This window comes from Gordonibacter sp. An230, assembly GCF_002159915.1.
Taxonomy (GTDB): domain Bacteria; phylum Actinomycetota; class Coriobacteriia; order Coriobacteriales; family Eggerthellaceae; genus Rubneribacter.
Genome location: NZ_NFJP01000003.1, coordinates 109,141 through 122,097, shown reverse-complemented (window position 1 = coordinate 122,097; position 12,957 = coordinate 109,141). Strand labels below are relative to the sequence as shown.

The window sequence follows — 12,957 nt, the reverse complement described above, 5'->3', positions numbered from 1 at the left end:
AAAGCGGCGCGTGCCGGACGTTCCCGGCGGGATCGGGGCATCTCGCGCTCTTCGCGCGGCGCGTCACGCGATGATCACCGCTTGCGCCCCCAATTCGTAATAGCGTTCGGCGAACAGCTGCAGGTTGCAGCTCGTCTGGCCGACGAGCGAATCGCTGACGAGCACCGTTTCTGCATCCAGGTCATATCCGCTCACCACGACGCAGTGGCTGTTCGCGTGCAACCGGTACGTTCGGCCGTTCGCGCGCTCGATCCGATAGGGGTCGCCCGGATCCGCGAGATCTATCGTGCACCAGGCGATGACGGGGCGACCGGCCGCCACCTCGCCGAGGAGCGTTTCGAACGAGGCGCCGGTGAGGTCTGCGGCCCTGAGCTCGGAGCCTTGGGCCGCGAGGTAGGCGTTGGCGGTCTGGACGATGGCCGGGGCCATGCAGCTGTGGCCGTCGGGCGTGCGAGGGTCGCCCATGAACGCCGTCACGAAGTCGTCATCGCTTACGGGCAGCCAATCGTCGGCGATCTCGGTTTTTTCCAGGTTGAATCCAAGCGCGCGCAGCACGTTGGTCAGCGCGACCGACTCGCATCCGGTGGGAAGCTCGGGGTTTTGCTGCAAAGCGGGAACGTCGAGGACGATGGAGCGGCATGGTTGGGCGACGGCTGTCCGCAAGGCGGACATGTCCTGGGCTGCTTGCGCTTGCGCGCAGGTGGAGACCAGCATCGAAGGCGAGGGCGAAAGCAAGAGCGACACTGCGCCCACGGCCAGCGCCTCTGCCGCGAGCAAGCACAGGCGCGCGACGGTCCATCGGCTGCGCTGTCCGAAGAGGGGGCGGGCGCGCCGCTTGCGCGAATGGGGCCTGTGCGCAAGCGACGGGTGACGGTCGAAGGGCGATGGGCCGTCGCTTGCGGAAGAGGGGCGAGCATGCGTGACGCGGGGATGCGGGCGGGTGCGTTCGGTGGGCATGTTGCCTCGCTTTCGATTCGGCGCCCGTGGTTGGCTGGCGCCGTTCGGCGTTCTCGTCGCTTATAAGACGCTCGACGCCGTCGAATCGTTACGCTCGTCGCGAAACCTCCGCATCTCGAGGCATTTGGACACGCTGCGACGCCACGCCTCCTTTCGAGGCTTTGTCACAGGACAAGGAAAACCGCCGAATTCCGTCATTTTCTACCATGAAAAAACACCATGTTCGACCTGCATTGATAATGCATTATCGCAGATCAAGAACCTGTTAGATAATGACGGAATTCGGCGGTTTCGCCCAAGCGCGTTCCGTTGTTCGCCGCTTGTCGCCCGTTGTGTGCGATTTTCTACCGCATCAACATGCGCAAGACCTTCATCTTCGTATCGTCAAAGGGTGGGTTGCGGATGGGCATCTCCAGCCAGGTGCCCTTCTTGAGCGTGGACTTGTAGTGGGTGAAGCAGTCGAAGCCCACCTTGCCGTGGTAGGCGCCCATGCCGGAGTTGCCCACGCCGCCGAAGCCCATGTGGTTGTTCGCCAGGTGGATCACCACGTCGTTCACCGTGGCGCCGCCGAAGGGAAGCTCGCGGATCACGCGCTGCTGCACGGCTTTGTCATCCGAGAAGATGTAGCAGGCGAGCGGTTTCTCGAACGTGCGCACGATGTCGAAGGCCTCGTCGAGCGAGCGGTACGTGAGCACGGGCAGCACCGGTCCGAAGATCTCCTCGCCCATGACGGGGTCGTCGAGCGTCACGCCCCGAAGGCACGTGGGCTCGATGCGCAGCGTCTCGGGGTCGCCGTGGCCGCCGAACGCCACCGTCGCGTTTGGGTTGCGGTTTTCGATGAGCCCCATCACGCGCTCGAAGTGGCGCTGCGAGATCATGTGCGGCCACTGCTCGCAGGCCAGGATGTCCTCGCCGTAATACTGATGGAAGCACGCGTCCAGCTGCGCCACGAAGTCGTCCACGACTCTCTCGTGCACGAGGAAGTAGTCGGGCGCCACGCACGTCTGTCCCGAGTTGATGCCCTTTCCCCAGGCCACACGCTGGGCTGCGCGCTTCACGTTGGCGGTCTCGTCCACGATGCAGGGGCTCTTGCCGCCCAGCTCCAGCACCACGGGCGTGAGGTGCTTGGCCGCCGCCTCCATGATGGTGTGCCCCACGTTCGGGCTGCCGGTGAAGAAGATCTGGTCCCACCGCACCTCGAGCAGCCAGTCGTTCATGGCGCCGGAGCCGGGGAAGCCGCACACGAACTCGGGCGGGAACACGTTCGCCAAGATGTCGATCAGAAGCTCGCTCGTGGCCTTCGACGTGCGCGAGGGCTTGAGCGCCACGCAGTTGCCGGCCGCGATGGCGTCCACCATCGGCACGAGTGCGAGCTGCACGGGGTAGTTCCACGGCGAGAGCACCAGCACGACGCCCAGCGGGCTCGGGTACACCTTCGACGTGGAGCGGAAGTGCACGAGCGGCGTGGGCACCCGGCGCGGGCGTGCCCACTTGGACAGATGCCTCATGCACGTGTTGATCTCGTCGTAGACGAGACCGAGCTCGGTGGCGTAGCCTTCGAACTCGGATTTCCCCAGGTCGGCGCGCAGCGCTTCCAGGATGCGCGCCTCGTTGGCCTTGAGGTAGGCCTTCAGCTTCACGAGCGCCTCGCGGCGGTAGTCCACCTGCAGCGTGGCGCCCGCCTGGAAGAAGGCGCGCATCCGTTGCGCCTGCGCCTCGACGTCGGCGACGCTCTCGAACGTGGGTGCGGTGGTCATGCAAAAGCCTCCTTACCTGTTGGACGGGGCCTCATCGAAAGCCCCGAATGCGAACTCGTCACGGGACCGTCCGCAGGGCAAGGACCTTGTCCTTGCCGCAGCATGCGGGGCGGTCCCGCTTGCCGACAAGGACAGGGTCCTTGCCCTGAGCTCAACCTGCCAGAGAAGGCGGGGCAAAAGCTCTTGATACGGCTCCTACGGCGGGTGCAAGCCGTTAAAACGTTGCTTCCAAAATCTCCAAAGCGTCGTCCAGCGTGACCTCCGCCTCGTTGTACAGGGCGGCGCCGTCGTAGCGGGCCTGCTTCGCCACGGCGGGGAGCTGGTCGTGCGCCACGCCCAGCTCCGACAGCTTGAGCGGCACGCCGTACTGCTCGTGGCAGTGCTCGTTCATGGCGAACAGCTCATCGCAGAAGGCCAGGTCGCGTTCGGCGGGCATCGCGCCCGGTCCCAGCTCGGCTGCACGCGCGGGTGCCAGGTGGCCCAGCAGCTCGCCGTAAAGCCCGGCGTGCACGCCATGGTAGAGGTTGAAGCGCACGCAGTGGGGGAGCAGCATCATCATGGCCTGGCCGTGCGGGATGTGGCAGAGCCCGCCGAGCGAGTGGCCGAGCGCATGCACGATGCCCACCATGGCGTTGCTGAACGCCGCCCCCGCCATGAGCGACCCCAACGCCAGGCTCGCTCTCGCGTCGACGTTCGCGCCGTCGCGGCAGGCCACCGGTAGGTTGGCCGCGATGAGCTCGATGGCCTTAACCGCGAACGCGTCGGACACGGGGTTCTTCTGGATGGACGTGTACGCCTCCACCGCATGCGTGAGCGCGTCCATGCCGGTGGTGGCCGTGAGCTTCGGCGGCAGCGACGCGGTGAGCGCCGGGTCGAGGATGGCCGCGTGCGGCACCAGCTTGTAGGAGGTGAACGACAGCTTCGCGTGCTTCTTCGTGTCGGCCACCACGGCCACGAGCGTCACCTCGCTGCCGGTGCCGGCCGTGGTGGGCACGGCGATGAACGGCGGCAGGTCGGCATGGAGGATCTCCGAGCCCTGCAGCGTGGCGAAGTCCACCCCCTCGCAGGCGAGCGAGGCGGCCGCACCCTTCGTGGTGTCGATGACCGAGCCGCCGCCGATGGCCACGAACCCGTCGCAGCCGCGTGCGGCGTAGAGGCGCGCCACCTCGTTCACCACGTCCATCGACGAGTCGGGCGGCACCTGGTCGAACACGTCGTAAGCGACGCCGGCCGCGTCCAGCACGTCCGTGAGCTTGGCGGCCACGCCCAGCTTCACCAGGCCCGCGTCCGTCATGACCAGCGGGTGCGCCACGCCGCGGTCGGCCAGCTCGCCGGGCAGCTTGTCCAGCGCGTGCGTCCCCGCGATGATCTTGGTGGGGCAGCAGAATTCGAATGCTTTCACGGCTTCTCCTTCGCCTTCTCGGGGAAAACTCTGCCACAGCCTCTGTTTTCGTCCAGCGCCATGATCAGGTGATATGCTGCATAGGTGCAGGTCGAACGCTTGCGACGGTGCGGCCGAAATCGGAGGCTGTGGCACGTTCCGGGCACCGTTTCCCTATCTCCTACGGCATCGCCGCCGCCGGCCTGCGATATGCGCGCCGCCAGCCGAAGAACATCTTCAGCAGCGCCGTGAACAGATAGGTGAGGGCCACGCCCGTATCGTTGGGGCCGCGTGTGGAGAACGCGCGCTGCGCGAGGGCGTCCTTGAGCGTCAGGCCGCCCGAAAAGCAGCCGAACGCGTAGGCCAGCGAGCGGAAGTCGATGACGTAGTCCACGGTCACCGCGTCCGCGTCGGCGCTGGCCAGCCCGCTTCCCGGCTCAACGTCGCGGGCGACGCGGTCGGGCGGCACGCGCTTGAACGCGCCTCCATCGGTGCGAGTGCACGTTCCTGCGAGGTCGGTGCCGCCTACGGACAGCATGAACGTGTAGCCGGGCGCGAGGTAATCGATCTCCGTGCGGATTTTCGGCGACAGATGTCGGAGCACGCTCAGCAACGTCGGCAGCAGGCCCAGCAGCACGCGCACGTACAGCGCCTGGGCGCGCTTGTCCAGCGTGCGACGGGGAGGCGTTTGGCTGGTCATATGCCCTCCTTGCGCATCTTCTTGATAACGACCGTATGATACTCCCGCGAGGTCCGCCAAGGCGATGCTCGTGAAGCGAACGGCACGAGAACCGCGCGAGCGCTCTGCGGAAAAGCCGCACGGTTGGGATGGGCGCGGCTTTGCGGCGGGAAGCGTTGGGCGACATGAGCGCCGCGTGTGAGCAAGAAGTCGTCATTCCCGATGTGCGAACGAGGCAAAGGCCAGGGCCAAGGAGCTGCCTTTCGGCGCGCTCGGGATCCGCCTCTCCGGGGAAGGGTCGAGGCAAACTGCCATCCCGTGTATGCCGACTGCTTGGGAGGGGGCACGCTCCCTTCCTGCACCATGCGGTGTGCGTAGGCTTTCAACGCGTACACCGGTCGGTGTAATTCCGTGACGCGAAGATGACAATCGGGCGCAGGATGTCCGGTCCGAAGGCCTTCGTGGTAAGGTGACCGCATTACAGCAAGCATGTGCGACGAACCATGTCCGTTGCGAATACAAGGAGCGTGAATCACATGACCGATACGCACGGCGTCACCCCCGAAGGCGGCGCGCAGCCGCCTCAGTCGGGCGAGGAGCATGCCCAGCACACGGCCCCCATGGGTCAGCAGCCCCCATACCAACAGCCGTACCAGCAACCGTACCAACAGTCACCGTACCAAGAGCCCGCGCAGCCTCAGGGTTACCGCGCGCCAGCCTCCGTCTCGGTCGAGCGGAAGTCCCATGGCCTGCGCACGTTTCTGCTCGCGTTCTGCGGTGCGGCCCTCGCTTGTGTTGTCGGCTTGGGCGGGTTCGCCATCTGGCAGGCCGCGACTGGCGGCTCGGGTTCCGGCAGCTCGTCCGACAGCGGCCAGCAAACCCAACTCGGCGCGCAAAGCTCGAACCCGATCGACGTTGGCGACGAGGATCCCACGCTCGCCGAGGCCGTTGCCAAAAAGGCTCTGCCTTCGGTCGTGGCCATCGACGTGTACACGAACCAGTCGTCTATGGGCGGGCTGTACGGCTATGGATCCGGCGCGAACGGCGCCGCCGACTCCGGCACGCTCACGCAGTCCTCGCTCGGCAGTGGCGTCGTGCTCACCCAAGACGGCTACATCATCACGAACAACCACGTGGTCGAAGGCGGCGACGCGTTCAAGGTGACCGTCGAAGGCGAGCAGTACGACGCGGAGGTGGTTGGCACCGATCCCAGTTCCGACCTGGCCGTCATCAAGGCTAAGGATGCGAGCGGCCTCACGCCCATCGAGGTGGGCGACTCCGACGAGCTCATCATCGGCGAATGGGTCATGACCATCGGCAGTCCCTTCGGGCTTGAGCAGTCCGTGGCCACGGGCATCGTCTCGGCTACGAGCCGCTCGCAGATCATGGACAGCGGCGCCGATCCCTTCAGCGGGCAAAGTTCGGGCGAGACCACCATCTATGCGAACCTCATCCAAACCGACGCGGCCATCAACCCCGGAAACTCCGGCGGCGCGCTCGTGGACGCCGACGGAAAGCTCATCGGGATCAACACTCTCATCACGTCCTACTCGGGCAACTACTCGGGCGTGGGCTTCGCCATCCCGGTGAACTATGCGGTGAACATCGCCCAGCAGATCATCGACGGCAAGACGCCCACCCATGCGCAGCTCGGTGTGTCCCTGTCCACCGTGAGCGCGCAGAACGCGCAGCGTTACGGGCTTCCCACTGACAGCGGCGCCTACGTGGCCCATGTGACTCCCGGTTCCGGCGCGGCCGAGGCGGGCATCGAAGCTGGCGACATCATCACGAAATTCGATGGCAACGCTGTGGAATCCGCGAGTGACCTCATGCTGGACGTGCGTTCGAAGAACCCCGGCGACAAGGTGACGCTCGAGGTGAACCGCAACGGCGAGACGAAGGAGGTCGAGGTCACGCTCGGCTCCGACGAGCAGTCGCAGAACGCATCGACGCAGCAGCAGAGCGGAACCTCGCAGGAGTCCTTGCTCGACCGTCTCTTTGGCGGCGGAAGCTCTCAGCAGGACGCCGCGTAAAGTGCACGCTATCGCTTCAGCGAGCCCCCGCACGCGTGCGGGGGCTCGCTGCGCTTCGCGGGGGAGCGCGCCATGCCTCGAATGCGAACGAGTCCTCTTTCCAGCGCGTTTCCGTCTGTCCTTTGCGTGGAGGGGAGGGAAACGGTCGCGCTTTGTCGCGGGCGTTTCCGTTTTCGGGTAAGATGGTGACGCTCAGGATGAACGACCGACCATCGAGAGGACAGGGCCTATGTCTGGAGGATACCGATACGACCGCGTGCTGCTCAAGTTGTCAGGCGAGGCGCTGGCGGGGGACGTCGGATACGGCATCGATCCGAAGGTGGTCGACGACCTGGCTGACCAGATCGCCGAAGTCGTGCACGATGGTGTGCAGCTGGCCGTCGTCGTGGGCGGTGGAAACATCTTCCGCGGTCTGGCGGGCTCGGCCGAGGGCATGGACCGCGCGCAGGCCGACTACATCGGCATGCTCGCCACGGTGATGAACGCGCTCGCCCTGCAGGACGCCTTCGAGCGCCACGGCATTTTCTCGCGCGTGCAGAGCGCCATCACCATGCAGGAGGTGTCCGAGCCTTACATTCGTCGCCGCGCCATCCGCCATATGGAAAAGGGGCGCGTGGTCATTTTGGCGGCGGGCACGGGCAATCCCTACTTCACCACCGACACCACTGCGGCATTGCGCGCATGCGAGCTGGATGTGGATGTGCTCATGAAGGCCACGAAGGTGGACGGCGTCTACGATAGCGATCCGAAGGAGAACCCGGACGCGAAGCGCTTCGACCGTCTCAGCTATATGGACGTGCTGTCGAGGGGCCTCAACGTCATGGACTCCACCGCCACGTCCCTGTGCATGGACAACCACGTTCCCATGATCGTGTTCGACCTGACCGAGAAGGGTAACATTTCGCGCGCTTTGAAGGGCGAAAACGTTGGAACCACGGTAGAATAGGCAGAGGCGAGCGCGCGTGTCGATGCCTTCGGGCGCGCGTCCGAAGTCGGGTGAAAGGAACCGCAACAATGGTCAACGACATTCTTACGCAGGCCGAAGAGCGCATGAAGAAGGCTGTCTCCTCGCTGCACGACAACTTCGGCTCGGTTCGAACGGGCCGTGCGAACGCCATGCTGCTTGATCGCATCAAAGTTGACTACTACGGCGTGCCCACGCCGGTGAACCAGATGGCCGGCATCAAATCGCCCGACGCGCACATGCTCGTCGTCGAGCCGTGGGACAAAGGAGTGCTCGGTGCCATCGAGCATGCCATCTTGGAGAGCGATCTGGGCGTGACGCCGTCGAACGACGGCTCGGTTATCCGCCTGCCGTTTCCCGCCCTCACCGAGGAGCGCCGCCGCGAGCTGGTGAAGCAGTGCAAGACTTATGCGGAAGAGGCGCGCGTGGCCGTGCGCAAGGCCCGCCAGGAGGCCAACTCCGCCATCGAGCGCACCGTCAAGGAGGAGAGCCTTCCCGAGGACGATGAGCGTCGTGGCCAGGCTGAAGTGCAGAAGCTTACCGACAAGTACATCGCAGAGGTGGACGCCGTCTTCAAGAAGAAGGAGGCCGAGGTGATGGAGATTTAGGGGTTCCGCGCGCCTACGGCCCGCGGAGCTGCTCGACGCTGCGGTTGGCTGGAGCGTCCGATCTTCGTGCGATCCCGGAATGCCCTGCCTCGGCTCTGCCGAGCAGGGAGCGCCCTGCTCGGGCGCATAGCGTGGGATCGAACAGCCCGCTGGACTGCTCGATGCATACCAAGGTACGCGTCGCCTCCGCGATCCCACGAGTCTCGGGCACCCCAGCCGCCCTCGCTGACTTACTGCGTCGACCTGCGAGCCACGATGCGCCAACCTGCTGCTGCGGGATCGGCCTGGGTGCTTGGCGTGCGAACTGAAGTGTACGACCGAAAGCTGTGCCTCTTTGAACAAGCCGCTCGACCACATATTCCCGAATCCTCCGGAGGGCCTCGACCCGACGCTGCTCGATCCTGCGCGGGTGCCGCAGCATGTCGCCGTCATCATGGACGGCAATGGGCGCTGGGCGAAGAAGCGCGCGCTCAACCGGCTGCGCGGGCACAAGGCTGGCATCGAGGCCGTGCGCGAGACGATCCGCTGCGCCTCAGATGTGGGCGTGCGCTACCTCACCATCTACTCGTTCTCTACAGAGAACTGGAAGCGGCCTGCCGACGAGGTGGTGGGCCTGATGGACCTGTTCGCCAAGACCATGCTGGCCGAGGTGGACGGTCTGCATGAAGAGCACGTGCGCGTGCGTACCATCGGCGACACGTCGGCCTTGCCAGACGAGACGCGAGACGCGTTCGACGAGGCGTGGGAGAAGACGCGGGACAACACGGGCATGACGCTTGCCGTGGCAGTGAATTACGGCTCCCGCCAGGAGATACTGCATGCGGTTGAGACGTGCGTGCGCCGTGCTCTGCTTGAGGAGGCCGAGGGGCGCGACCCGTTTGCCGTCGTGTCGGAAGAGGCGTTCGAACGCGGGCTGCACACCTTCGGCATGCCCGATCCCGACCTTGTGATCCGCACGTCGGGGGAGATGCGCGTGTCGAACTTCCTCCTATGGCAGATCGCCTACTCGGAGTTCTACTGCACCGACGTGCTGTGGCCCGACTTCGACCGCTACGAGTTTCTGCGGGCGCTTCTGGACTACCAAGGGCGCGACCGCCGCTTCGGGGCGGTGAAGTAGGTGGCACCGCGGTTCGACGACGCGCGCGAGGAGGACGATGATCGCACGCGCACGGGACGCTTCAAGGATTTCGCCTACGAGAAGGCGCCTGAGAAGCTGAAGAACGCCACCGACCTGCAAGTGAGGTTCCGCACAGGTTTCGTGTACGTGGCGGTGTCGGTGCTGTGTGCGCTCGTCAGCGAGTGGACGACGCTCGCGTTGCTCGTGGCGACGGCCGGCATCACGGCTGGCGAGTTCTACTACATGTTGCGTCAAGATGCGAAGCTGCCCAACGAGATGCTCGGGATCATTGCCGCCATGCTTTATCCGACGAGCGTGTTCGCTCTCGGCCTGACCGGTGCGCTGTACGTGAGCCTCGCGCTTTTGCTTGCGCTCATCGTGTGGTACGTGTTCTGGATGCGGGCGCGCGTGCCCGATGTGGGCGTGAGCTTCTTCGGAGCGGCATACTGCGGTATGCTGCTTTCGGGCATCATCGTCGTGCGCACCGCTCTCCCCCAGCCTTGGGGCGGGGTGCTCGTGCTCGCCATCTTTCTTAGCGTATGGGCGAACGACTCGTTCGCCTACCTCGTGGGCAGCAGGTTCGGAAAGCACAAGCTGGCGCCGCGCACGAGTCCGAAGAAAAGCTGGGAGGGGTTTTTTGCGGGGCTCGTGGGTTCGGCGGCTTTCTGGTGCCTGATGACGCTCATTCCCGGTGTCGAGATGGGCATTGCCCAAGCGATCTTGTTCGGCGTGATAAGCGGGCTCATGGGGGTGCTGGGCGACTTGGCGGAGAGCCGCATCAAGCGCAACAGCGGTTTCAAGGATTCCGGCAGCATCATGCCGGGACACGGAGGGCTGCTCGATCGGTGCGACTCGCTGTTCCTCGTGGCTGTGACGTCGGCTATCTTGCTGGTCGGGTTCGACTGCATTCCATATCCCGCTCCTTTGGTCTGACGCAGCGCGCGGCGCGCGGAAAGCGGATGGGCGGCGGGGCATCGGAGGGCGGCTTTGGGTTGCCAGGGCGGGAGACGGTGGCTTGCGGATGGCCGGGCGTGTCGGCTTTTTCGGCTGCGGGTTGCTTCGGTCGGCGCGGGCGGCTGGTGGAAGGTGCCCGCATGGCGACGTGCGGCCGTGCCGGTCTGCATCGGCTGGTAGGCATCGGGGCTGGCCGAGGCGGCAGCGTTCGGGCCTCCGTCGCGTTTTTGATAGGCTTCGCGGTTGGAGGGGTTGGAGGCTCGACGGCATGCGATTCGGTTTGAAATGTCGCAAAACGCGCTTTGTGCATGGGATCTTTGTGCGAGGAGATGGAAAGATGGCTATTTTGACGGAGTTTGACCAGTTCGCAGATAGCTTTCGCCCGCTGACGGATGAGAAACCTATGCACAAGATGCATTTTGCGCCATTTTGGACTCTTCTGTGTGCAAGGGGCGCTGTTTTATCGAAAGCCGAACAGGCGCCGACAGCGGAGCCGGTACGGGTGGGCGAGCGGATCGCCGCTCCGTTCGGCGGTGGGCTGGCGGACGCATGGCGAAGGCGAGAGAAAGCGACGGGGTGAGGGCATGAAGAGGATCGTTGTTCTCGGATCCACGGGTTCTATCGGCACGCAGACGCTCGATGTCGTGCGGCGGCATCCTGACAAGCTGCAGGTTGTGGCGTTGGCTGCGGGCACGCGCGGCGAAGAGCTGTTGGCCCAGGCGCGCGAGTTCGGCGTGCGGCACCTGGCGGTAGGCGATGAGCGGCTGGCGGCCGAAGTCGTTGCGGACGATCTGCGCGCCCAGGCGATGCAAGCCGGGCGATGCGTCGCGGCTGCTGCGGCAGGCGGCGCGCGGGGGGCTGCGGGCGCATCGTTGGCGGGTGGCGGGTCGGGTACGGATGCGCGTGCGGCCGTCGCGGCAGACGAAGAAGGCTCCCTCGGCTTCGGCGCGGACGCCGTGGCCGCGCTTGCGCAGCTGCCAGAGGCCGATGTGGTGGTGAACGCGCTCGTGGGTGCGGCGGGCTTGCGCGCCAGCTATGACGCGCTCGCTGCGGGCAAGGTGCTGGCGCTCGCGAACAAGGAGTCGCTCGTGGTGGGCGGCGATCTCATCATGCCGTTGGCTGCGCAGGCGGATGCTCGGCGTCGCACGGAGGGCGGGGCGCCCGCACACGGCCCTGCTGGCGCGCTCATGCCCATCGATTCGGAGCACGGCGCCATCTACCAATGCCTTATCGGCGAAGATGCGCGCGAGGTGTCACGTCTCTGGGTCACCGCGTCGGGCGGTCCGTTCCGCGGTCGCACGCGCGCGCAGCTGGCGGACGTTGCGGCGTCCGAGGCGCTTGCGCATCCTACGTGGAACATGGGCGCGAAGATCACCATCGATTCATCCACCCTCATGAACAAGGGTTTGGAGGTCATCGAGGCGCATCACCTGTTCGCCATGCCCTACGACCGCATCAGCGTGGTTGTGCAGCCGCAGAGCGCTATTCATTCGATGGTGGAGTTCGCCGACGGCAGCGTGAAGGCGCATCTCGGCACAACCGACATGCGCATCCCCATCCAGTATGCGCTCAGCTACCCCGAGCGTTGGGACGCCCCTGTCGCGCCGCTCGATTTCACGCAGCTGGGCAGCCTCGAGTTCGCGGCTCCCGACGAGGATGCGTTCCGTTGCCTTGCGCTCGCTCGCCGCGCTGGCGAGGTCGGCGGCACGCTGCCGTGTGCGATGAACGCCGCCAACGAGGTGGCCGTAGCCGCGTTTTTGGCGGGGGAGGGCACTTACCTCGGCATCGCCGAGTGCGTGGAGGCTGTCATGGAGGCGCACGAGGCTTCGGGCGTCCAGCGGGTGGAGAGCCTTGAGCAGCTGGAGGAGCTGGACGCCTGGGCCCGCTGCGAAGCACGCCGCAACGTGCGCTGACCTCTCGGCGTTTGGCGGTTCGCATCCGTTCGGCTCAAGGTCGAGCTGTCGGCATGAGCGCGAACGTGCCGTCTTCTCGCATCCGACGGGTCGAGCCCCTGCGCTCAGGGTCTGACGCATCGGCGCCCAGGGCGCTTTGTTGGGTTGACGAAGCGGGCACGGGCGCCGTCCACGTCGGAAGGCTCCCTGCCCGGCGGCAATCGTTGTCGCCGCCTTTCGTCGGAGGCGCTGCGGTCTGGTTGCCGGCATCGTAACGCACGCCTCTGCCGGCGCGGCTATGCGGTTTTCAGATGTCTGCGTTGCGCGGGCCCGCTGCACCCATGATAGCAAGGGGAGTTTGCGCGGATATGGCGGGCTTCCAGCGGAGAGGCCGTCCGTTCTCCCGCGCTCCTAACGTGCCTCCGACATGAGTCTTTCGCGCCTTCGACGCGCTTCCCCCTGTGCGTTGGGTGCCGATTCGGGTTCGCGGCGTGGCGGTGGGCAGGGGCCCGGCATCTGGGTTTCGACCTTCTTCTCAGCGGGGCGTCCGAGCGGGAGCGAACGGTTTCGGACTTTTCCCTTGCCGCTGCGGGCGACTGCGGTTTGGAGCGGCTT

11 protein-coding genes are annotated in these 12,957 nt (G+C 65.6%); 7 read left to right on the top strand and 4 right to left on the bottom strand.

Translation table 11 applies throughout. The features are described 5' to 3' along the window. Positions 1–63: 63 nt before the first annotated feature. From B5F40_RS02655 to B5F40_RS02640, 4 genes are all read right to left on the bottom strand, one after another. Positions 64–753, bottom strand: coding sequence for a C39 family peptidase (locus B5F40_RS02655; protein WP_239442870.1), 690 nt, complete (start codon positions 751–753; stop codon positions 64–66). Between the two features lie 548 nt (positions 754–1,301). Continuing rightward, positions 1,302–2,714 carry an aldehyde dehydrogenase gene (locus B5F40_RS02650; RefSeq protein WP_087192831.1) on the bottom strand — a complete coding sequence of 471 codons (1,413 nt, stop codon included), beginning with the start codon at positions 2,712–2,714 and terminating at the stop codon, positions 1,302–1,304. 214 nt (positions 2,715–2,928) lie between these two features. Next, positions 2,929–4,116 (bottom strand): iron-containing alcohol dehydrogenase, encoded by a 1,188-nt coding sequence (locus B5F40_RS02645; protein ID WP_087192830.1) that lies wholly within the window; start codon positions 4,114–4,116, stop codon positions 2,929–2,931. 160 nt (positions 4,117–4,276) lie between these two features. Continuing rightward, positions 4,277–4,795 (bottom strand): D-alanyl-D-alanine carboxypeptidase, encoded by a 519-nt coding sequence (locus B5F40_RS02640; RefSeq protein WP_087192829.1) that lies wholly within the window; start codon positions 4,793–4,795, stop codon positions 4,277–4,279. A gap of 515 nt (positions 4,796–5,310) precedes the next feature. On the opposite strand from B5F40_RS02640, the gene B5F40_RS02635 reads away from it, so the two are divergent. The 7 genes from B5F40_RS02635 to dxr all read left to right on the top strand — a co-directional run bounded on the left by B5F40_RS02635 (position 5,311) and on the right by dxr (position 12,363). Then, complete coding sequence (locus B5F40_RS02635) at positions 5,311–6,807, top strand: S1C family serine protease (protein WP_087192828.1); 1,497 nt, start codon at positions 5,311–5,313, stop codon at positions 6,805–6,807. A gap of 229 nt (positions 6,808–7,036) precedes the next feature. Next, complete coding sequence (gene pyrH / locus B5F40_RS02630) at positions 7,037–7,753, top strand: UMP kinase (protein ID WP_087192827.1); 717 nt, start codon at positions 7,037–7,039, stop codon at positions 7,751–7,753. Positions 7,754–7,821: 68 nt separating this feature from the next. Continuing rightward, the gene (frr, locus tag B5F40_RS02625; RefSeq protein ID WP_087192826.1) at positions 7,822–8,379 is read left to right on the top strand and encodes a ribosome recycling factor; all 558 of its coding nucleotides are present in this window, start codon (positions 7,822–7,824) and stop codon (positions 8,377–8,379) included. Positions 8,380–8,713: 334 nt separating this feature from the next. Next, on the top strand, positions 8,714–9,496 hold the full coding sequence (locus B5F40_RS02620; protein WP_087192825.1) for an isoprenyl transferase: 783 nt from the start codon (positions 8,714–8,716) through the stop codon (positions 9,494–9,496). Then, on the top strand, positions 9,497–10,429 hold the full coding sequence (locus B5F40_RS02615) for a phosphatidate cytidylyltransferase (RefSeq protein WP_087192824.1): 933 nt from the start codon (positions 9,497–9,499) through the stop codon (positions 10,427–10,429). Positions 10,430–10,787: 358 nt separating this feature from the next. Next, complete coding sequence (locus B5F40_RS02610) at positions 10,788–11,030, top strand: hypothetical protein (protein ID WP_087192823.1); 243 nt, start codon at positions 10,788–10,790, stop codon at positions 11,028–11,030. 4 nt (positions 11,031–11,034) lie between these two features. Beyond that, the gene (gene dxr, locus B5F40_RS02605) at positions 11,035–12,363 is read left to right on the top strand and encodes a 1-deoxy-D-xylulose-5-phosphate reductoisomerase (RefSeq protein ID WP_087192822.1); all 1,329 of its coding nucleotides are present in this window, start codon (positions 11,035–11,037) and stop codon (positions 12,361–12,363) included. Positions 12,364–12,957: the final 594 nt, after the last annotated feature.